Raw genomic sequence first — 20,815 nt, 5'->3', positions numbered from 1 at the left:
TGCATCACATCGACTCGATGAGGCGCTCCACGCGCTCGTCGACGTTCCGGAACGGGTCCTTGCACAGCACGGTGCGCTGCGCCTGGTCGTTGAGCTTGAGGTGCACCCAGTCCACCGTGTAGTCCCGGCGGGCCTCCTGGGCGGCGCGCACGAAGTCGCCGCGCAGCTTCGCGCGCGTGGTCTGCGGCGGGACGGCCGTCGACTCGAACACCTCGAGGTCCGTGGTCACCCGCTCGACCATGCCGCGCGCCGCGAGCAGGTTGTACAGCCCCTCGGTGCGCGAGATGTCGTGGTAGGCGAGGTCGAGGCGCGCGATCCGCGGGTCGTCGAGCTCGAGACCGTGCTTGGCCTGGTAGCGCTGGATCAGGCGGTACTTGATGACCCAGTCCAGCTCGCGGTCGACGAGCGAGAGGTCGCCCGTCTCGAGGGCGCGCAGCCCGCGCTCCCACAGGTCGAGCACCTGCTTGACGACGGGCGTCGGCGCGACGTCCTGCTCGACGAACTCGCGCACGCGCTGCAGGTACTCGCCCTGGAGGTCGATCGCGGTGACCGTCCGGCCGCTCGCGAGCTGGACGGGCTGCTTGCCCGTCATGTCGTGGCTGATCTCGCGGATCGACCGGATGGGGTTCTCGAGCGCCAGGTCCCGCATGGGGACCCCCGCCTCGACCATGCGCAGGATGAGGTCGGTCGAGCCGACCTTGAGCATGGTCGTCGTCTCCGCCATCGAGGAGTCCCCGACGATGACGTGCAGGCGCCGATAGCTCTCGGCGTCGGCGTGCGGCTCGTCGCGCGTGTTGATGATCGGGCGCGACCTGGTCGTCGCGCTCGACACCGCCTCCCAGATGTGATCGGCGCGCTGGGACAGGCAGTACACGGCGCCGCGCGGCGTCGCGAGGACCTTGCCGGCGCCAGTGAGGACCTGGCGCGTGATGAGGAACGGCACGAGGACGTCCGACAGGCGAGCGAAGTCGCCCTGGCGTCGCACGAGGTAGTTCTCGTGGCAGCCGTACGAGTTGCCCGCCGAGTCGGTGTTGTTCTTGAACAGGTGGATCCGGCCGGGCAGTCCCTCGTGCTCGAGCCGCTGCTGCGCGTCCGCGACGAGGCCCTCGAGGATCCGCTCGCCGCCACGGTCGTACGCGACGAGCTGACGGACGTCGTCGCACTCCGCCGTCGCGTACTCGGGGTGCGAGCCGACGTCCAGGTACAGCCGGGAGCCGTTGCGCAGGAACACGTTCGACGAGCGGCCCCAGGCGACCACCTTGCGGAAGAGGTACCGCGCGACCTCGTCCGCCGAGAGCCCGCGCCCGTCGTCGGACGCGCACGTCACGCCGTACTCGGTCTCCAGCCCGAAGATCCTGCGGTCCATGCGGCGCTACCCCTCGTCCGTCGGGCCGGTGCCCGTCGTGTCGTCGGGCGCGCCCTCGGCGGTCCCGTCGGTGGTGGTCGCCGCGTCGTCGTCCGCGAGGAGGCCCTCGAGGACGGAGCCCGTGAGACGGCGGAACGCGCGTCGGGGCCGCGTGCGGTCCAGGACGGCCACCTCGAGCTGCGCGGCCGGGATGGTGCGGGCGTCGTCCGCCTCGCCGCCGGACGCGAGCGCGTGCACCGCCAGGCGCAGCACCTCGGCGAGCCCGAGACCGGGCCGCCACGCGTCCTGGAGCACTCGACCGAGCTGGTCGGCCTGGCCGCCCATGACGACCACGCCCTGCTCGTCGGCGACGGAGCCGTCGTAGGAGATGCGGTAGAGCTGGTCCTGCTCCGCCGTGCGACCGACCTCCGCGACGACGAGCTCGACCTCGAGCGGCTTCGACTCCGTGGTGAACACCGTGCCGAGCGTCTGCGCGTACGCGTTCGCGAGACCGCGCGCGTTGACGTCCGTGCGGTCGTAGGAGTAGCCGCGCAGGTCGGCGTACCGCACCCCGGCGACGCGCAGGTTCTCGAACTCGTTGTACTTGCCCACCGCGGCGAACGCGATGCGGTCGTAGATCTCCGAGATCTTGTGCAGCGCGCGCGACGGGTTCTCCGTCGCGAACGCGATGCCGTCCTCGTAGGCGAGGACCACGACCGACCGGCCGCGCGCGATGCCCTTGCGCGCGAAGTCCGCCCGGTCCTTCATCAGCTGCTCGGGCGAGACGTAGAAAGGCATGTTCACGCGTCGTCACCTCCGGTCGGGCCGTCCTGCGGGCGGTCGTGCGGGACGGCCTCGGCGTTCGTCACCGGGGGACGGCCGCGCTCCACGCCCGCCCCGGAGCGCTCCGCCACGATCTGCTCGACGACCGCCGCGAGCTCGTCGTCCGGCACGCGCTCGTAGCCGTCGGCCGTGACGACCGCGACCACCGGCCAGATCCGGCGGACCGGGTCCGGGCCGCCGGTGGCCGAGTCGTCGTCCGCCGCGTCGTAGAGCGCCTCGACCGCGACGCGCACGGAGGCCGCCCGGTCGAGACCGGTGCGCCACAGCTTCTTCAGTGAGCCGCGCGCGAAGACCGAGCCCGATCCCACCGAGTGGTACGCCCGCTCCTCGTACCGCCCGCCCGTGACGTCGTACGAGAAGATCCGGCCGGCGCCGCGGTCGAGGTCGAACCCGGCGAAGAGCGGCACGACCGCGAGGCCCTGCATGGCGAGGCCGAGGTTCTGGCGGATCATCGTCGACAGGCGGTTCGCCTTGCCGTCGAGCGAGAGCAGCGCGCCCTCGATCTTCTCGTAGTGCTCGAGCTCGAGCTGGAACAGGCGCACGAGCTCGACGGCGATCCCCGCCGTCCCGGCGATACCCACGGCCGAGTACTCGTCGGCCGGGAAGACCTTCTCGATCTCCCGGTTCGCGATCATCGAGCCCATCGTCGCGCGGCGGTCCCCCGCCATCACGACGCCCGCGCCCACGCCCTCGGCGCCGAACGTCAGCGCCACGATCGTGGTGGCGTGCGGCGCGTCCGGAAGCGTGCCGGACGCCGCGTGCCCGGCCACGCGGTGCGACGGCAGCAGGTCGGGGGCGTGCCCGGACAGGAACTCCAGGAAGGACGACGACCCGGGGGTCGTGAACGCGTCGGGCAGGCGCCCGGGCTGGTCCGTGCTCATCGGGTTGCCGTCACCCTTCCTACTCGCCGCCCTTCTGCACGAAGCCCCGGACGAAGGACTCCGCGTTCGTCTCCAGGACCTCGTCGATCTCCTCGAGGAGCGCGTCCACCTCGGCGTCGCGCGACTGCGCCTGCGGCGCGACCGGGGTCGCCGGGGCCTCGGGCTCGTCGTCGGGACGCCGGTCCTCGTGCGACGCGTGCGTGCGTTCGGTACCCGCCATGGCTGCCTCCTCGTCCGTCGGCCGGCCTCGCGCCGACGCTCTGTCCGTTCCAACCCCGTCCGGGCTCGCGCCCTTCCCGGCTCTGCTCGCACGCGGCGCCCCTCCCACGGAGGGCGGGCGCCGTCGTGCGTCCAGCCTAGTCGCCGCCGGTCACGACGGGCCTGCCAGACCCGCCAGCAGCGCGGCGGCGTCCGGGCTCGCGTCGAGCAGCGCCCCGATGTGGGCGCGCGTCCCGCGCAGCGGGTCCATCATCGGGACGCGCTGGAGCGACGGCGCGCCCGGCACGTCGAAGATCACCGAGTCCCAGCTCGCCGCGGAGACCTCGTCGCCGTAGCGCGCCATGACCTCGCCGCGGAAGAACGCGCGCGTGTCCTCGGGCGCGTGGTGCACCGCCGCGCCGACCTCGCGCTCGGTGACCACGCGGTCCACGGCGTCGGCGGCGAGGAGGCGGTGGTAGATGCCGCGCTCGGGCCGCACGTCGGACCACTGGAGGTCCATCGCCGCGAGGCGCGAGTGGCCCCAGTCGAGACCGTCACGCTCGCGCAGGCGGTCGAGGAGCCGCAGCTTCGCGACCCACTCGACGTCGCGCCCGCACGCGTCGCGGTCGGTCGCCAGACGGTCGAGCACCGAGCGCCACCGCGCGAGCACGTCACGCGTCGGGGCGTCGACCCCGTCCGGTCCCGCGAGGCGCTCCGCCGCGTCGGCGGCGACCTCCAGGTACTCGCGCTGGATCTCGAGCGCCGTCAGCTCGCGCCCGTCGGCGAGGGCGAGACGACGCGTCAGGTCGAGGTCGCGGCTCACGCGCTGGACGTCCGCGACCGGGTCCGCGAGGCGCAGCCCGGCCAGGCGGGCGCGCACCTCCGGGCCGAGCTCTTCCAGGTGCTCGACGACGAAGAGCACGAGCGACGTCGTGCCCGTCTTGAGGTAGGTCGCGGTCTCGAACATGTTCGCGTCGCCGATGATGAGGTGCAGCCGGCGCCAGCGCTGCCGGTCCGCGTGCGGCTCGTCGCGCGTGTTGACGATAGGGCGGCGCAGCGTCGTCTCCAGCCCGACCTCCGCCTCGACGTAGTCGGCGCGCTGGGAGATCTGGAACCCGTGCTCCTCCCCCGCCGGGCCGAGCCCCACGCGCCCCGAGCCGGCGAACACCTGCCGGGTCACGAGGAACGGCGTGAGCATCTCCACGAGGACGCCGAACGGCACCTCGCGGTCGACGAGGAAGTTCTCGTGGGTCCCGTAGCTCGCGCCCTTGCCGTCGACGTTGTTCTTGTAGAGCACGACGCCGCCGCCCGGCACCTGGGCCAGCTCGCGCGACGCGGCGAGCATGACCCGCTCCCCCGCGACGTCCCAGCACACGACGTCGTGCGGCACCGTGACCTCGGGCGAGGAGTACTCGGGGTGCGCGTGGTCGACGTAGAGCCGGGCTCCGTTGGTGAGGATGACGTTCGCCGCGCTCGGGTCGTCGTACTCCTCCGTCGTCGGTCGCGCGACCTCTTGGAGGGAGGCCCCGGCGGCGCCGCCCTCCGCGGCCCGGTCGACCGGCCCCGACGGCGCGGGGCGCGACGGGTCGTCCGTCAGGAGGGACGGGTGCGCCGACGCGCGCGGCACGTGGAACCCCCGCGCGTCCTGCAGCGGGTCCTCGTCGTCGTAGTCCCAGCGCGCCCGACCCCGGGCGCCGTCGCTGCGCGCGGCGAGCGCCCGGTACGTGGTGACGACCTGGCTCGACATGAGCATCGGGTTCGCCATCGGTTTCCCCGGCTGCAGGACGCCGTACTCCGTCTCGATCCCCATGACCCGTCGTACGCTCACGCGCTCACCCTATGTCCGCCCTCCGACGCCGCGCCGCGCCGTCCACGGGGCGGCGCGACCACCCCCTGCTTACAGGTACTGGCCGGTGTTGGTGACCGTGTCGATGGTGCGCGGCGAGCCGCCCTCGCCCTTCTTCTGGACGATCGTGCGGATGAAGACGATGCGCTCGCCCTTCTTCCCGCTGATGCGCGCCCAGTCGTCGGGGTTGGTGGTGTTCGGCAGGTCCTCGTTCTCCTTGAACTCGTCGACGCACGCGGCGAGCAGATGGTCGACGCGGATGCCGCGCTGGCCCGTGGCCAGGAGGTCCTTGATCGCCGACTTCTTCGCGCGGTCCACGACGTTCTGGATCATCGCGCCCGAGTTGAAGTCCTTGAAGTACAGGATCTCCTTGTCGCCGCTGGCGTAGGTGACCTCGAGGAACTGGTTCTCCTCCTCCTCGGAGTACATGCGCTCCACGACCGAGCGGATCATCGCGTCGAGGGCCTCGCGCTGGTTGCCGCCGTGCTCGGCGAGGTCGGCCGCGTGGATCGGCAGGTCCTCCGTGAGGTACTTGGCGAAGATCTCCTTGGCGCCCTCGGCGTCGGGCCGCTCGATCTTGATCTTCACGTCGAGACGCCCGGGCCGCAGGATGGCAGGGTCGATCATGTCCTCGCGGTTCGACGCCCCGATGACGATGACGTTGTCCAGCCGCTCGACGCCGTCGATCTCGGCGAGGAGCTGGGGCACGATCGTCGTCTCGACGTCCGACGACAGGCCCGTCCCGCGGGTGCGGAACAGCGACTCCATCTCGTCGAAGAACACGACGACGGGCGTCCCCTGCGACGCCTTCTCCCGAGCGCGGGCGAAGATCAGCCGGATGTGCCGCTCGGTCTCGCCCACGTACTTGTTGAGCAGCTCGGGGCCCTTGACGTTGAGGAAGTAGCTGCGCGCCGCGCCCGAGCCGTCCTCCACCTGCTCGCCGCGCGCCCGCGCCACGGTGTGCGCGAGCGAGTTGGCGACGGCCTTGGCGATGAGCGTCTTGCCGCACCCGGGCGGCCCGTACAGCAGGACGCCCTTGGGCGGGTGCAGGCCGTGCTCGCGGAACAGGTCGGGGTGCGTGAACGGCAGCTCGACGGCGTCGCGGATCTGCTCGATCTGCGGGCCGAGACCGCCGATGTCCTCGTACTCGATGTCCGGGACCTCTTCGAGGACGAGCTCCTCGACCTCGGACTTCGGGATGACCTCGAACACGAAGCCGCTGCGCGTGTCGATGGTGAGCGAGTCGCCGACGCGGAGCGTCGTGCGCGCGACCGACCCGGCGAGCCGCACGACCCGCTCCTCGTCGGCCCGGCCGACGACGAGCACGCGGTCGGCGTCGAGGATCTCCTTGACCGTGACGATCTCGCCCGTGCGCTCGTAACCGCCCGCGGCGACGACGGTCATCGCCTCGTTGAGCTTGACCTCCTGGCCCGGGCGCAGGCGCTGGACGTCGAGGCTGGGGCTCGCGCCGACGTGCATCTTGCGCCCGGCGGCGGACACGTCGACCGACCCGTCCGGGTGCGCGGCGAGGAACACCGCGTACGTGCCCGGCGGCTTGGCGAGGTCGTCGATCTGCCGCTTGAGGTCGAGGATCTGGTCCCGGGCCGCGCGCAGCGCCTCGGCGAGCCTCTCGTTCTTCGCGGACAGCAGCGCGAGCTCGCGCGCGCCGTCCTGCGGGGCCTGGTCGCTACGGCCGAATGTCTCGCTCATCGGGTGTCCCTCTCGCCGCCGGCTCGCCCGACCACGGGTGGACGGCGGACGACGGGCCTCGCGAGGCGCCCGTGCCGACCATCGTCCGGCGGTCGGGTGTAGACCTTAGGCACAAGTCTCGCCCGTGCACACGGACGACACCCAGGGTGAGACGGCGGCGCCCCGATCGTTACCGGACCGTCACGCGCCCGACACGTCGGGCGCCCCGCCGGCCTCGTCCGCGCCCTGCTGCACGCCGTGCTCCGCGCCACGGTCCGTGCTCTGCTCGGCGCCCGGACCGGTCGTCTGCTCGGGGCCCTGGCCGACGTCGCGCCGCACGCGCCGGATCTTCTTCTCGGAGACCGGGCGCTCGCCCAGCTCCTCGGGCGACCACTGCTCCGCGTCGGTCGGGTACGCGCCCTTGGCCGGGCGGCGCTTGCGCTCGGGCGGCGCGACGCCGTCCGCGAGGCGCCGTGCGGTGAGCAGGAACCCGGTGTGCCCGATCATGCGGTGCTGCGGCCGCACCGCAAGACCCTCGAGGTGCCAGCCGCGCACCATCGACTCCCACGCGACGGGCTCCGCGTAGCGGCCGTCGGCCCGCAGGTCCTCCGCGAGGCGCGAGAGCTGGGTCGTCGTGGCGACGTAGCACACGAGGACGCCGCCGGGCACGAGCGCGCGCGCGACGACGTCGAGGTTCTCCCAGGGCGCGAGCATGTCGAGCACGACGCGGTCGACCGTGCCGTCCTCGGCGACGGTCGGGAGCACGTCGGCGAGGTCGCCCACGGACAGCGACCAGGCCGGGTGCTCGCCGCCGAAGAACGTCTCGACGTTGCCGCGCGCGATCGCGGCGAAGTCCTCGCGCCGCTCGATCGAGTGCAGCTCGCCCGCGTCGCCGACGGCGCGCAGCAGCGACATCGTCAGCGCGCCCGACCCGACGCCCGCCTCGACGACGCGCGCGCCCGGGAAGATGTCCGCCATCGCGACGATCTGGCCGGCGTCCTTCGGGTAGACGACCGCCGCGCCGCGGGGCATCGAGAGCACGTAGTCCGCGAGGAGCGGGCGCATCGCGAGGTACTCGATCTCGGCGGTGTTGCGCACGACGCTGCCCTCGGTGCGGCCGATGAGGTCGTCGTGCCGCAGGTAGCCCTTGTGCGTGTGGAACGTCGCGCCCGGCGCGAGCGTGATGGTGTGCAGGCGACCGCGCGGGTCCGTGAGCTGGACCTTGTCCCCCACGCGGAGCGGGCCGCGGCGCTCGTCCGCGCCCGTCGCGCCGGGGCGGTCGGACGCGCCGTGCGCGGGGGCGGCTGCGCCGTCCCCACCGGGCTGCGGGGTCGGGTGGCCGGGCGTGGTGGCGGGCTCGGAGGTCACGGGCGACCATCCTACGGGCCGCCCGCCCCGCGCCCGACGCCGGTCGGTCGCGCGCGCGGACGACGCGCCGGTCACCGTCCGCGTCGGGCGTCCCGCAGTGCCGCGACGACCCGGGCGACCTCGAGCGCGCCGACGACGCGGCCGCCGTCGGTCACGACGACGACCGCCGCGTCCCGCCCGACGCGCGAGAGCTCGGCGAGCATGTCCTGCCCCGCACCGTGGGCGTCGATCGTCGCGGCCCCGGGCAGGGGCACGGCGACGGCGCCGACCGGGGTCGTCTCCGCGGCGTCGGGCGGCACGGCCGCAGCCGCGGCGGGATCCACGTACCCGAGGGGCCGGCCTGCGCCGTCCACCAGGACGGCCACCACGTGCGGACCGCCCGCGAGCGCCACCGAGCGCCCGACCGCGCCGACCGTCGCCGTGGACGGCACGGCGACCGCGGGGCGCGCGAGGCTGCGGACGGTGAGCCCGGACACCGCCTCGCGGGTGCGCCCGACGGTGATGGCCTGCCCCGCGCCGCTCCACAGGAACGCCCCGATGAGCGCCGCCCAGGCGACGGTCCACAGGTCCGGCCGTCCGCCGTAGGTCAGCGGCCACACGAGCGCCCACGCGACGACCCCGACGGCGACCGCGCGCCCGACCCATCCCGCTGCGACCGTGCCCTTCGTCCGCGACCCGGTCGCGGCCCACACGGCGGACTCGAGGATCTGGCCGCCGTCGAGCGGGAGGCCGGGCAGGAGGTTGAAGAAGCCGACGAACGCGTTGGAGAACGCGGCCGCGTACAGCAGGAGGGCGGGCACGGAGAAGGTCGGCTGCGCCTGGAACGTCACCCAGAACACGACCGCGAGCGCCAGGTTGGTCAGCGGTCCGACGACCGAGATGAGGAAGCCGTCGAGCGGGCGCGCCGACGTCCCGGAGTACGCCGTGTGGCCGCCCCAGAGCGTCACCGCGAGCTCGGTCACGTGCTGGCCCCGGGCGCGCGCGACGAGCGCGTGGGCGACCTCGTGCAGGAAGACGGACGCGAAGAGCAACAGCACGAACGCGAAGGACACGAGGTAGATCTCGGGGCCGAGGTGCGGGGCGAGCCGCTGCACCGTCGGCGCGAAGAGGACCGTGAGGATCGCCGCGGCGAGGAACCACGACGGCGTGAGGATCACCGGTGCGCCGACGACGCGGCCGATCACCCAGCCCTTCGTGCGCGGGCCTGCCGGTGCGGGCGTGCGGGGTGCTCGAGGTTCGGGTCCGTCCACCCTGAGAGCCTATGCGCTCGGCAGGTCCGTCCCCGACGGCCCGCGCACCGTCGGGCAGGCCGTCCGGGCGCCTCAGGCGGCGTCGTCCCCCATGAGGTCGACGACGTCGCCCGCGACGAGACGCGACAGGAGCGCGACGTCGACGAGCTCGAGCGACGGCGTCCGGCTCAGGCCCGGCGCCGGGAGCACCGGGACCACGGCCTCGACGCCCAGCGTCGCGGCCCCTGCGGCGCGGGCCGAGGCGATTCCCGCCGGCGAGTCCTCGATCGCGACGCAACGCGTGACGTCGACGCCCAGGCGCTGCGCGGCGAGGAGGTAGGGCTCCGGGTCGGGCTTGCCGCGCTCGACCTCGTCGCCGCAGACCAGCACCTGGAACGCGTCCGGCGGCGCCATCTCGGCGACGGGCTGGGCGAGCTCGCGGTAGGACATCGTGACGAGCGCGCAGGGCACGCCCGCCTCGCCCAGCGCCGTGAGGAGCTCGCGCGCGCCGGGTTGCCACGGCACCTCGACCCGCACCTGCTCGATCACGCGCCCGATGAGGAACGCCACGATCTCGTCCACCGGCAGGTCGACGCCGCCGCGCTCGCGCAGGATGCGCGCCGACTCGCGCAGCGGGTTCCCGACGAGCGACATCGCGTCCTCGTGCGTCCACGTGCCGCCGTGCGCGGCGACGAGCTCGTGCTCCGCCGCGATCCAGTAGGGCTCGGTGTCGACGAGCGTCCCGTCCATGTCCCACAGGACTGCCTCGGGCAACGCCGGGGCGTCGGGACGCTCGGCAGAGCGCTGACCTGCGGACGTGCTGTCAGGGCGAAAAGGCAAAGCGGTCTCCATCAACGGTCGTACGACGAACCCCTGCACCCTCGACCCTAACCGGGCGGCTCCGCCGCGGGCGCGCCGCCGTTCCTGGGCGCGCGGTCGCGCGCGACGGCTTCTGGCGACGCCGCTCCCGAACTCGCGCGCCGGTCGACAGAAGCGTGCGGCATCCCTAGGCTGCTGAACGCCCGCCACCGCCGTCGGGCCCGACGAAGGAGTCGCCATGTCCGCACCCCCCGTCCGCCGCCCGCTCGCGCTCGCCCTCGCCGGGGTGCTCGTGCTCGCCGGGACCGCGCTCCCCGCGAGCGCCGCCGTCCCCGACCCCGTGGTGACCGGCCCGGTGCCCGCGACGACGGCGCCCGGCGATCCCGCCCATGGATATCCCTTCCTCGCGACCGACTACGACCTGGCCGCGCGCGGCTACGTCGAGGAGGAGTTCTTCGTCGAGGGCGAGGCGACCCGCTACCAGGCGGACGGCGTGACGGACGCGACGGTCCTCAGCACCGGGCACGCGTTCCGGACCCGCGTCGTGGTGCGCCGGCCCGTCGACCCCGCGACGTTCAACGGCACGGTGATCGCCGAGTGGTACAACGTCTCGAACCAGTGGGACCAGGAGGTCGACTGGTTCCAGACGCACGAGCACCTGGTGCGCGAGGGCTACGCGTGGGTCGGGGTGTCGGCGCAGCGGGCGGGCGTGCACTCGCCCACCGGCCTACGGGCCTGGAGCCCCGAGCGCTACGGCACGCTCGACCTCACCGACGGCGGCACCGTGACCGACGACACCCTCTCGTGGGACGTCTTCAGCCAGGCCGTGGCCGCGGTGCGCGACCCCGCGGGCACGGCGCCGCTCGGTCCGCTCGAGGCGGAGCGCGTCGTCGCGACCGGGCACTCGCAGTCGGCGGGGCGGCTGTGGTCGTACGTGAACTCGGTCGACCCGCTCGCGGGGGTCGTCGACGCCGTCGTGCTGCACGGCGGGGGCGGGCTGCTGCGCGACGGCCTCGAGACGCCGGTGTTCAAGATCAACAGCGAGACCGACGTCGCGATCGACCTCCTCGGGGCGGCGCAGCGCCAGCCCGACACCGACCTGCGGCGCACGTGGGAGGTCGCGGGCGCGTCGCACGGCGACTGGAAGCTCATCACCGACTACGGGCGGCTGCGGATCCGCGACGTCGGCTCCGCGCCCGGCGGCTACCCCGGGACGCCGCAGACGTGCGAGGAGCCGTCCGGCTCCCGGGTACCTCAGCACCTCGTCCAGGCGTCGGTGTACGACCACGTGGCCGCGTGGGTCGCGGACGGGACGACCCCGCCGTCGGCGGCCCCCATCACGCTGTCCGACCAGGCGCCGCGCCAGGTGGTGCGCGACGAGCGCGGCCTGGGCCTGGGCGGCGTCCGGCTCGCTCAGCAGGACGTCCCGACGCGGATCAACTCCGGCGCCAACGCCGGGCCCGGGTTCTGCTTCCTCGACGGCGGCTCGCGCCCGGTCGACGACGCCACGCTCGCGGCCTGGTACCCGGACGTCGAGGACTACCGCGACGCCGTCGTCGCGTCGACCCGTGCCGCGGTGGAGGCGGGCTTCGTGGGTGCCGACGTCGCGGCCGACCCCTCCTGGTACACCGACGTCGTCGACCTCGTCGACGAGCGCGTCGCCGCGGGCACGGTCGAGCCGGAGGCCGGGGCGCAGGTCCAGGTCCGGATGCGGCGCGCGCTCGAGGCCGCGGACCGGCGTGACTGGGACGCGGCGCAGACCCTGGTCCAGGACGCGCTCGCTCTCGGCTCCACGGCGATCGAGGACGCCGGCGCGTCGGCGAGCGTCGTGCGGTCGACCACGGCCGTGCTCGGCGTCCTCGCGCTGTCCGCCGCCCTCGACGGCCCCGACGTCTCCGCGACCGCCGCCCCGCGGTGCCTGGCCGGGCGGGCGTACGTCGCGGTCCGCGCGACGAACGACGGCGCGGTGCCCGCGGACGTCACGCTGAGCACGCCGTTCGGTGAGCGCACCGTGGCGGGCGTCGCGCCCGGCGCGTCCGCGTACCAGTCGTTCTCGGCGCGCTCGGCCACGCTCGACGCGGGCAGCGCGCTGGTGACGGCCACGGGAGACGGGCGGTCGTCGTCGGACGACGTCGCCTACCCGGCGCTCGACTGCGGCTGAGGCGGCTACGCCGGGCGCGAACCCGCCCCGACGCCGTCGGGCCCGGCCGCATAGGCTGGGGTGATGACCGAGAACGCGACCGAGGGCACCCGCCAGACCGTGATGATCGCGGCGTTCGAGGGCTGGAACGACGCCGGGAGCGCCGCCACGGCCGCCCTCCAGCACCTGCACGAGGTGTGGGGCGCCGAGGACGTCGACGAGCTGGACCCGGAGGAGTACCACGACTTCCAGGTGAACCGCCCGGTCGTCACGACCGACGACGACGGCCGCCGCGAGATCACGTGGCCCACGACGACGATCGCGTCGGCGGTCCTGTCGCCGACGGGTCGCCGCGTGGTGCTCGTGCACGGCATCGAGCCGTCCATGCGCTGGCGCCGGTACTGCCGCGAGCTGCTCGACGTCGCGGAGGAGCACGGCGTGCGCACGGTCGTCACGCTCGGCGCGCTGCTCGCGGACGTGCCGCACACGCGGCCGATCCCCATGACGGCGACGTCGGAGAGCGTGGGCCTGCAGGCCGTGCTCGACGTCGAGCCGAGCACGTACGAGGGTCCGACGGGCATCGTCGGCGTCCTCCAGCACGCCGCGGCGGAGCGCGGGATGCAGTCCGTTTCGCTCTGGGCGGCCGTGCCGCACTACGTGGCGCACCCGCCGTCGCCCAAGGCGACGCTCGCGATCCTCGCGCGCATCGAGGAGCTGCTGTCCGAGCCGATCCCGCTGGGCGACCTGCCGGAGGACGCCGAGGCGTGGCAGCACGGCGTCGACGAGCTCGCCGCGGAGGACGCGGAGATCGCGGAGTACGTCCAGCAGCTCGAGGAGGCGAAGGACACGGCCGAGCTCCCCGAGGCGAGCGGCGAGGCCATCGCGCGCGAGTTCGAGCGCTACCTGCGCCGCCGCGACCGCGGCAACCCGGGCAAGGGCCCGACCGTCTGACGCACGGCCCGCCTCGCGGGCGGCGGTGTCAGCGCGGGGCGGCTCGTCAGAGCCGGACGCCCAGCAGGGCGTTCACCGCGCGCGCGACGACGCCCGGGGCGCCCTCCTCGTCGCGAGAGGTGTCACGACCGGGGCGCAGCGACTCCGCGGCCCAGGCGTCCACGGCGGCGAGCGCCGTCGGGGCGTCGAGGTCGTCGGCGAGCGCGGCGCGCACGGCCGCGAGCGTCGCGGTCGCGTCCGGGCCACCGTTGCCGGACACGGCGTCGCGCCACGTCTCGAGACGTCGCACGCCCGCGGGCAGGTCGTCGTCGGTCCACTCCCACTCGCCGCGGTAGTGGTGCGCGAGCAGCGCGAGGCGGATCGCCATCGGGTCGACGCCCGTGGCCCGCAGGTTCGACACGAGCACGAGGTTGCCGCGCGACTTGCTCATCTTCTCGCCCTCGTACGCGACGAGTCCGGCGTGCACGTGCGCGCGGGGCGCACCGCCGCCCGCGAGCATGCGGTCGTGCGACGACGACATCTCGTGGTGCGGGAACAGCAGGTCCGCTCCCCCGCCCTGCACGTCGAACGGCAGGCCGAGCCCGTCGCGCGAGATGACCGCGCACTCCACGTGCCAGCCGGGGCGGCCGGTGCCGAGCGCGCCGCCGTCCCACGCGGGCTCCCCCGGGCGCTCGCGGCGCCACAGCAGCGGGTCGAGCGCGTCCTTCTTGCCCTCGCGGTCGGGGTCGCCGCCGCGCTCGGCGAAGAGGTGCTCCATGACGTCGCGCGCGAGCCGTGAGACCGAGCCGAACGCGCGGTCGGCCGAGAGGTCGGCGTAGACGTCGCCCAGGCCGGGGTCGGTACCGCCCGCACCGGGCTCGACCGGGACGCGGTACGCGAGGCCCGCGTCGAGGAGCTGGGTCACCGCGTCCACGACGGCGGGGATCGTCTCCACCGCGCCCTCGTAGACGTCGGGCGGGACGACGCCGAGCGCCGTCATGTCCTCGGCGAACAGCGCGGTCTGCTCGACGGCGAGCGCGCGCCAGTCGACGCCGGTCGCGGCGGCACGCTCCAGCAGCGGGTCGTCGACGTCGGTAACGTTCGACGCGTAGCGCACGCGGTGCCCGGCGTCCGTCCACGCGCGCACGAGCAGGTCGAACGCGACGTAGGTGGCCGCGTGGCCGATGTGCGTCGCGTCGTAGGGCGTGATGCCGCACACGTACAGGGTGGCGTCCTCGCCCGCGGCGGCGACGACGAGCTCACGGGTCGACGAGTCGTGCACCCGGACCGGGAGGCCTCGTCCGGGGAGCTCGGGGATCTGCGGGGCGGGCCAGCTGTGCACGCGTCAACCTTAGCCGCCGGGGCGCCGCCGTCGGACCGCCGTCCGGCACGCGGGCGAGGCGCGGCGCCGCGCCCGACGGCGACCGGGCAGGTCCGTGCGGGGCGCGGGACAATGCGGACGTGACGAACCCCACCGAGCCGCGGACGGGCACCCCGCCCGACGGCGCGCCCGCCCCCGCGCCCCGACGACCGACCGTGCGCGCCGTCGCGGCGTGGACGGTCGAGCCCGGCGCCGACGGCGTGCACCCGGCCGATCCCGGCACCCTGGACACGCCTGGCGACCGGCACGCCGCCCGCGCCACGGTGACCTGGGCGCGTCTGGAGGACCTCGACGCCGTGCTCGACGCCGCGGCCCAGGTCACGACCGGGGTGGGCCCGACGCGGCAGGACCTCGCGCGGCACAACCGCCACCCCTTGGCGCACGTGCGCCGCGTCGCGGCGGACTGGCTCCTCCTGGTGACCCCGACGGCATGGTTCACCGAGTCGGACCGCCAGGTGCACACGGGCCAGTTCGCCGCGCTGCTCGGCCCGGGCCTCGTCCTCACCGCCGAGGAGGGCGACGCGGACGTGCACGCGATCATGCTCGACAAGGTCGCCGCGCCCGGCGACCCCCACGGCTCGCCCGTCCAGCGGATCGTCTCCGCCGCGGTCCTCGCCATCGTCGGCGGCGCCTCGCAGGTCGAGCTGGGCCTGGGCGACGCCGTCGCCGACACCGAGCGCGTGGTGTTCGACCAGCAGCGCGAGGACCCGGTCGAGCGCATCTACGACCTCAAGCGCGAGATCACCGAGGCGCGGCGCGCCCTGATGCCCGTCACGGCGGAGCTGCCCGAGCTGCTCGACCCGGACGTCCCCGACCACCTCGGGGTGAACCGGCGCATGCTCGAGCGCGTCGTGACGACGGTCGAACGGATCGACCGGCACCTCGACGCGCACGACGACCTGCTCTCGGACATGCTCCAGGTCCACATGACCCAGGTCTCGGTGCGGCAGAACGAGGACATGCGCAAGATCTCGGCGTGGGCGGCGATCCTCGTGTACCCGACGATCGTCGCGGGCGTGTACGGGATGAACTTCCGCAACATGCCGGAGCTGCACTGGGCGTTCGGCTACCCCTTCGCGCTCGCCGTCATGGCGGGCGGCTGCGTCGTGCTCTACCGCGTCTTCAAGCGCGTCGGCTGGCTCTGACCGCGGCCCGAGAGGGTCACGGCGTCGAGACGGCCGTCCCGCCCGGCTCCAGCACGCCCACGAGCAGGAGCAGCACGACGAGCGCCGCGAGCACGAGGCGGTAGACCACGAACGGCGTGTAGCTGAAGGTCGAGACGATCTTGAGGAACGCGATGATGACGAAGTACCCGACGACGAACGCGACGAGCGTCGCGATGAGGGTCGCCCCGGCGCCGGGGGCCCCGGGGGCCGGCTCGTCCGCGGACTTGAAGAGCTGGTAGAAGCCCGAGCCCATGACGGCCGGGATCGCGAGGAGGAACGAGTAGCGCGCCGCCGCCTCGCGCGTGAAGCCCATGAGCAGGCCGGCGGTGATCGTGCCGCCCGAGCGCGAGACGCCGGGGACGAGCGCGAGCGCCTGCGCGAAGCCGAACGCGACCGCCTGCCCGGCCGAGAGCTCGCGCAGCGTGCGCCGCTTGGCGCCGATGCGGTCGGCCCAGCCGAGCAGGAGCGCGAACACCGCGAGCATGAGCGCCGTGAGGTAGAGGTTCCGGAACGTGTTCTCGATCGCGTCCTGGAACAGCAGGCCGAGCAGCACGATGGGCACCGAGCCGAGCGCGATGTACCAGGCCATCGCGGCGTCGTGGTCGTGCCGGCCGAGCCGCGCCCGCCAGTCCGTGCCGTGGTCGCCGCGCACCGAGCGCCACCACGCGGAGCAGATGCGCGCGATGTCCCGCCGGAAGTACAGCAGCACCGCCGTCTCGGTCCCGATCTGCGTGATCGCCGTGAAGGCGGCACCCGGGTCCTGCGACCCGATCAGCTCGCCGACGATGCGCAGGTGGGCGCTCGACGAGATCGGGAGGAACTCGGTCAGGCCCTGGACGAGGCCGAGGAGGACGGCTTCCCACGCGTTCACGAGCGGTCACGATACCCGCTCGGGGCGCGGCAGCCGCGCACGTGCGGGCCCGAGGCCGAGCGGGTGAACCTGGGCCGACCAGGTCCCCGACCGCGCGCCCCGACGGTCGCCCGCGGGCCCCCGCCGGTACCCTCGGCAACCATGGAGAACCGCCACCTCGGCAGCACCGGCCTGCGCGTGTCCGAGCTCGGGCTCGGCACCATGACGTGGGCCCGGGACACGGACGAGCTCGACGCGGCCGAGCAGCTGCGGGACTTCGTGGACGCCGGCGGCACCCTCGTGGACACGGCCGCCTCCTACGCCGACGGCGACGCCGAGTCGCTCCTCGGGTCGCTGCTCGGGGCGAAGGTCGACCGGCGCGACGTCCTGCTGTGCACCAAGGCGGGGGTGCGCCACACGCCGTCGGGCCCCGTGGTCGACGCGTCCCGCGGCGCGCTCCTCGACTCGCTCGACGACTCGCTCGCGCGCCTGGGCACCGACCACGTCGACCTGTTCCTCGTGCACGCGCCCGACCCGCGCACGCCGTTCACCGAGACGCTGTCGGCGCTGCGCCACGCGGTGACCTCCGGGCGCGCGCGCTACGTCGGGCTGTCCAACCACCCGGGGTGGGCGACCGCGCGCGCCGCGACCCTGCTCGGCGGGACCGACGACGTCGGCCTCGCCGCCGTGCAGCTCGAGTACTCGCTGCTCCAACGCGGTGCCGAGCGCGAGGTCGTCCCGGCCGCCGAGTCGCTGGGCCTGGGCCTGCTCGCGTGGTCCCCGCTCGGGCGCGGCGTCCTCACCGGCAAGTACCGGCGGTCGCTCCCCGCCGACTCGCGGGGCGCGTCCCCGCACCTCGCCGGGTTCGTCGAGCCGTACCTCGACCACGCGTCGTCGGGGATCGTCGAGGCCGTCGTCACCGCCGCGGAGGGCCTGGGCCGCGCGCCGCTCGACGTCGCGCTCTCCTGGCTGCTGGGGCGCCCCGCGGTCGCGAGCGCGGTCGTCGGTGCGCGCACCCCTGCGCAGCTGCGCACGTCGCTCGCCGCGACCGACCTCGTGCTGCCCGACGCCGTGCGCGCCGCGCTCGACGACGTGAGCGCGCTCGACGTCGGCTATCCCGAGCGGTGGTGACCCCGCCCCTCCCTCGCCGGCCTCGGTCGGCTCAGCGCGCGCCGTCGGTCTCGAGCTCGCCGGAGAGGACGTCGTCGTCGAGCGTGTCGTCGAGGTCGTCGTCCTCCTCCGCGTCGTCGTCCTCGTCGTCCTCGTCGTCGTCCTCCTCCGCGAGGTAGAACGGCGTCGCCTCCCCGTGCACCTGTCCCAGCGCCTCGTCGTACACCTCGAAGGCGTCCCCGAGGACGTAGTAGGCGTCGTCGACCGCGGGGTCGTCCTCCCCGCGACGTGCGGCGACGGCGTTGTAGTGGGCTTCGAGCGCGGCGATGAACCGGTCGAGCGCGGCACGCGGGTCAGCGGTCATACCCTGACGGTAGCGCCGAGAGGGGCACAATGGCACTCGTTGGCCGGGTCGGTCCCACCACCCGGCCCGCGACCGAGACAGGCGAGAGAGGACGGTGGCACGTGGAGGAGAGGCCGACGTCACGCCGGAGGTCCGGATGGGCCGCGCACGGCGGGCAGTACGAGTACCGCGTCCTGACGATCGACCGCTCCACGAGCCGGTCGGACGCGAGCAGGCTCCTCACCGACGAGGCGGAGTACGGGCGCTGGGAGCTGGCCCGCACCCGGCTGTACGTCGGGGGCGAGCGCCGGGTCTGGCTGCGGCGCAAGATCATCCGGGTCAGCTCGACGCTGTGAGCACGATCCGGTGAGAGCGGCGCGGTGAGCGGCGAGCACGCGGAGGCGTCGGACGTCTTCACGAAGTCGCGCGCCGCGGCTCCGGCGGGGTTCTTCCGCTGCGAGGCCGCCGGGCTGGCGTGGCTCGACGTCCCGAGCGGGCCGCGCGTCGCCCGGGTCCTCGACGTCGCCCCCGACCACCTCGACCTGGAGCGCGTGCCGACGACCGCACCGACCCGCGAGGCGGCTCGGGCGTTCGGGCGGGCGCTCGCCGTCGTGCACGACGCCGGGGCGCCGGCCTGGGGCGCGGCTCCGCCCGGGTGGTCGGGCGAGGCGTTCTTCGGCCCGCTCGACGACCCGCTGCCGCTGCCCACGGGTGCGTGGCCGGACTGGCCGACGTTCTACGCCGAGGCGCGCCTCCTGCCGGTCGCGCGGCAGGGACGCGACCGGGGCGCGCTCGACGCCGAGGACGCGCGGCTGCTCGACCGCCTCGCCGAACGCCTGCCCGACCTCGCCCGCCCCGCGCTCGACGACGCGCCCGCGCGCGTGCACGGCGACCTGTGGTCGGGCAACGTGCTGTGGGCGCCTCGCCGTCCCGGTCCCGGGGGTGGGCCCGACCGCGGCACGTCCGGCGCCGTGGAGGCGGTGCTCATCGACCCGGCCGCGCACGGCGGGCATCGCGAGGCCGACCTCGCGATGCTCGCGCTGTTCGGCGCGCCGTTCCTCGACGAGATCCTCGCCGCGTACGACGCCGCCCACCCGCTCGCGCGCGGGTGGCGCCACCGCGTCGCGCTGCACCAGGTGTACCCGGTCGCGGTGCACGCGGTGCTGTTCGGCGGCGGGTACCGCGCGCAGCTGCGCTCCTCCGTCCGGGCGCTGCTCGGCGAGACCTGACCGCGGTACGCCCGCCGGTCAGCAGGTGCGCAGGAGCCGGTCCAGGACACGCACGCCGAACCGCAGCGAGTCGACGGGCACGCGCTCGTCGACGCCGTGGAACATGCCGGCGAAGTCGAGGTCCGCGGGCAGGCGCAGCGGGGCGAAGCCGTAGCCCGTGATCCCGAGCCGGGCCAGCGACTTGTTGTCCGTGCCGCCGGACAGCGTGTACGGCAGCACCGTCGCCTCCGGGTCCTCCGCGAGCAGCGAGTCGACCATCGCGTCCACGAGGTCGCCCTCGAACGGCACCTCGAGCGCGATGTCGCGGTGGATCTCCTCGACCCGCACGTGCTCGCCCGCGAGCGCGCGGAGCGTCGCGAACCCGTCCTCCTCGTGGCCCGGGAGGAGGCGCGCGTCGATCGCGGCCTCGGCGCGGCCGGGGATGACGTTCGCCTTGTAGCCCGCGGAGAGCTGCGTCGGGTTCGACGTGTGCCGCACGGTGGCCCCGACGAACCGCGACGCCGGGCCGAGCGCGGCCACGAGGGCCTCGATCGTCCGGGAGTCCTCGGGGTCGTAGCGCAGGCCCGTGAGGTCCGCGACGCCGCGCAGCAGCTTGTCGACCGTCGGCGTGAGCGTGTTCGGCCAGTGGTGCGCCCCGATGCGCGCGACGGCCTCGGCGAGCCGCGTCACCGCGTTGTCGTCGTTCACCTGCGACCCGTGCCCGGCGCGGCCCTCCGCCACGAGGCGCAGCCAGGCGATGCCCTTCTCCGCCGTCTGGAGCAGGTAGGCCCGCCGCCCCCCGACCTCGACCGAGAACCCGCCGACCTCGCTGATCGCCTCGGTCGCGCCCTCGAACAGCTCGGGCCGGTGGTCGACGGCGTAGCGAGCCCCGTAGGCGCCGCCTGCCTCCTCGTCCGCGAAGAACGCGACGACGACGTCGCGCGCGGGCTTGCGGCCCTCGCGCACCATCTGGCGCACGACCGCGAGGATCATCGCGTCCATGTCCTTCATGTCGACGGCGCCGCGCCCCCACAGCAGGCCGTCGATCTCCTCTCCCGCGAACGGGTCCACCGACCAGTCCTCCGCCTGCGCGGGGACGACGTCGAGGTGCCCGTGGAGCACGAGCGCCGGTCGCGTCGGGTCCGCGCCCTCGAGCCGCACGACGACGCTCGCCCGGCCGGGCTCCGACTCGAACAGCTCCGGCTCGAGCCCGACCTCGTGCAGCAGCCCCATGACGTACTCCGCGGCGGCCCGCTCCCCCGGGCCCGACCCGTCGCCGAAGTTCGACGTGTCGATCCGCAGCAGCTCGCGGCAGATCCGCACCACCTCGTCCTCCGCCCGCGGCACCGTGCCGGAGGTGACGTCGACGGTCGCCGGGGTGCGGGCGCTGGCCAGGGAGTCCGGGTGCGGAGCGGTCATGGCGACACGCTACCCGCCGCCGTCGGCCCGGCCGACCGACCCCGCCGCCC

Annotated in this window: 19 protein-coding genes; 6 read left to right on the top strand and 13 right to left on the bottom strand. The window is 74.5% G+C overall.

Annotated elements, in window-relative coordinates:
- Window positions 1-4: 4 nt before the first annotated feature.
- The 9 genes from pafA to GWJ10_RS11215 all read right to left on the bottom strand — a co-directional run bounded on the left by pafA (window position 5) and on the right by GWJ10_RS11215 (window position 10,173).
- Window positions 5-1,366 (bottom strand): Pup--protein ligase, encoded by a 1,362-nt coding sequence (gene pafA, locus GWJ10_RS11255; protein WP_021479769.1) that lies wholly within the window; start codon window positions 1,364-1,366, stop codon window positions 5-7.
- 6 nt (window positions 1,367-1,372) lie between these two features.
- Complete coding sequence (prcA, locus tag GWJ10_RS11250; protein WP_082774449.1) at window positions 1,373-2,149, bottom strand: proteasome subunit alpha; 777 nt, start codon at window positions 2,147-2,149, stop codon at window positions 1,373-1,375.
- On the bottom strand, window positions 2,146-3,069 hold the full coding sequence (gene prcB / locus GWJ10_RS11245) for a proteasome subunit beta (protein WP_082774448.1): 924 nt from the start codon (window positions 3,067-3,069) through the stop codon (window positions 2,146-2,148). Before prcB ends, prcA begins: the two co-directional genes overlap by 4 nt.
- 19 nt (window positions 3,070-3,088) lie before the next feature.
- Complete coding sequence (locus GWJ10_RS11240) at window positions 3,089-3,289, bottom strand: ubiquitin-like protein Pup (protein WP_021479766.1); 201 nt, start codon at window positions 3,287-3,289, stop codon at window positions 3,089-3,091.
- A gap of 150 nt (window positions 3,290-3,439) precedes the next feature.
- Entirely contained in the window at window positions 3,440-5,077 is a 1,638-nt protein-coding gene (dop, locus tag GWJ10_RS11235) for a depupylase/deamidase Dop (RefSeq protein WP_114552772.1), read from the bottom strand.
- A gap of 87 nt (window positions 5,078-5,164) precedes the next feature.
- The gene (gene arc / locus GWJ10_RS11230; protein WP_021479740.1) at window positions 5,165-6,823 is read right to left on the bottom strand and encodes a proteasome ATPase; all 1,659 of its coding nucleotides are present in this window, start codon (window positions 6,821-6,823) and stop codon (window positions 5,165-5,167) included.
- Window positions 6,824-7,003: 180 nt separating this feature from the next.
- Window positions 7,004-8,035 (bottom strand): tRNA (adenine-N1)-methyltransferase, encoded by a 1,032-nt coding sequence (locus tag GWJ10_RS11225; RefSeq protein WP_241005779.1) that lies wholly within the window; start codon window positions 8,033-8,035, stop codon window positions 7,004-7,006.
- 206 nt (window positions 8,036-8,241) lie between these two features.
- Window positions 8,242-9,420 carry a site-2 protease family protein gene (locus GWJ10_RS11220; RefSeq protein WP_241005764.1) on the bottom strand — a complete coding sequence of 393 codons (1,179 nt, stop codon included), beginning with the start codon at window positions 9,418-9,420 and terminating at the stop codon, window positions 8,242-8,244.
- 72 nt (window positions 9,421-9,492) lie between these two features.
- Window positions 9,493-10,173, bottom strand: coding sequence for an HAD family phosphatase (locus GWJ10_RS11215; protein WP_277394951.1), 681 nt, complete (start codon window positions 10,171-10,173; stop codon window positions 9,493-9,495).
- Window positions 10,174-10,456: 283 nt separating this feature from the next.
- On the opposite strand from GWJ10_RS11215, the gene GWJ10_RS11210 reads away from it, so the two are divergent.
- Together GWJ10_RS11210 and GWJ10_RS11205 are read left to right on the top strand one after the other, a co-directional pair.
- Complete coding sequence (locus tag GWJ10_RS11210) at window positions 10,457-12,379, top strand: alpha/beta hydrolase domain-containing protein (protein WP_163187492.1); 1,923 nt, start codon at window positions 10,457-10,459, stop codon at window positions 12,377-12,379.
- 63 nt (window positions 12,380-12,442) lie between these two features.
- Window positions 12,443-13,309, top strand: a complete 867-nt coding sequence (locus GWJ10_RS11205) for a PAC2 family protein (RefSeq protein ID WP_021482086.1) — start codon at window positions 12,443-12,445, stop codon at window positions 13,307-13,309.
- A 46-nt stretch (window positions 13,310-13,355) separates the two neighbouring features.
- On the opposite strand, the gene mshC is transcribed toward GWJ10_RS11205, so the two are convergent.
- Complete coding sequence (gene mshC / locus GWJ10_RS11200; RefSeq protein ID WP_085387864.1) at window positions 13,356-14,630, bottom strand: cysteine--1-D-myo-inosityl 2-amino-2-deoxy-alpha-D-glucopyranoside ligase; 1,275 nt, start codon at window positions 14,628-14,630, stop codon at window positions 13,356-13,358.
- Window positions 14,631-14,749: 119 nt separating this feature from the next.
- On the opposite strand from mshC, the gene GWJ10_RS11195 reads away from it, so the two are divergent.
- Window positions 14,750-15,814, top strand: a complete 1,065-nt coding sequence (locus tag GWJ10_RS11195) for a CorA family divalent cation transporter (protein WP_163187490.1) — start codon at window positions 14,750-14,752, stop codon at window positions 15,812-15,814.
- A gap of 16 nt (window positions 15,815-15,830) precedes the next feature.
- On the opposite strand, the gene GWJ10_RS11190 is transcribed toward GWJ10_RS11195, so the two are convergent.
- A complete protein-coding gene (locus tag GWJ10_RS11190; protein WP_061267730.1) occupies window positions 15,831-16,706 on the bottom strand; it encodes an undecaprenyl-diphosphate phosphatase in 876 nt (291 codons plus the stop codon).
- A gap of 141 nt (window positions 16,707-16,847) precedes the next feature.
- Between GWJ10_RS11190 and GWJ10_RS11185 the strand changes: the two genes are divergently transcribed.
- A complete protein-coding gene (locus GWJ10_RS11185; RefSeq protein ID WP_061267729.1) occupies window positions 16,848-17,816 on the top strand; it encodes an aldo/keto reductase in 969 nt (322 codons plus the stop codon).
- Between the two features lie 31 nt (window positions 17,817-17,847).
- Here GWJ10_RS11185 and GWJ10_RS11180 read toward each other — a convergent pair whose 3' ends face one another.
- Window positions 17,848-18,159 (bottom strand): hypothetical protein, encoded by a 312-nt coding sequence (locus GWJ10_RS11180; RefSeq protein ID WP_034651396.1) that lies wholly within the window; start codon window positions 18,157-18,159, stop codon window positions 17,848-17,850.
- 101 nt (window positions 18,160-18,260) lie between these two features.
- On the opposite strand from GWJ10_RS11180, the gene GWJ10_RS11175 reads away from it, so the two are divergent.
- A complete protein-coding gene (locus tag GWJ10_RS11175; RefSeq protein WP_009861400.1) occupies window positions 18,261-18,494 on the top strand; it encodes a DUF5703 family protein in 234 nt (77 codons plus the stop codon).
- Window positions 18,495-18,518: 24 nt separating this feature from the next.
- Entirely contained in the window at window positions 18,519-19,367 is an 849-nt protein-coding gene (locus GWJ10_RS11170) for a fructosamine kinase family protein (RefSeq protein WP_061267728.1), read from the top strand.
- A gap of 18 nt (window positions 19,368-19,385) precedes the next feature.
- On the opposite strand, the gene GWJ10_RS11165 is transcribed toward GWJ10_RS11170, so the two are convergent.
- Complete coding sequence (locus GWJ10_RS11165) at window positions 19,386-20,765, bottom strand: M20/M25/M40 family metallo-hydrolase (RefSeq protein ID WP_163187488.1); 1,380 nt, start codon at window positions 20,763-20,765, stop codon at window positions 19,386-19,388.
- Window positions 20,766-20,815: the final 50 nt, after the last annotated feature.

The organism is Cellulosimicrobium sp. SL-1, assembly GCF_011033075.1.
Classification (GTDB): Bacteria; Actinomycetota; Actinomycetes; order Actinomycetales; family Cellulomonadaceae; genus Cellulosimicrobium; species Cellulosimicrobium funkei.
Note: the sequence above shows the minus strand (reverse complement) of the source record. Positions and strands in the feature narration are given on the sequence as shown.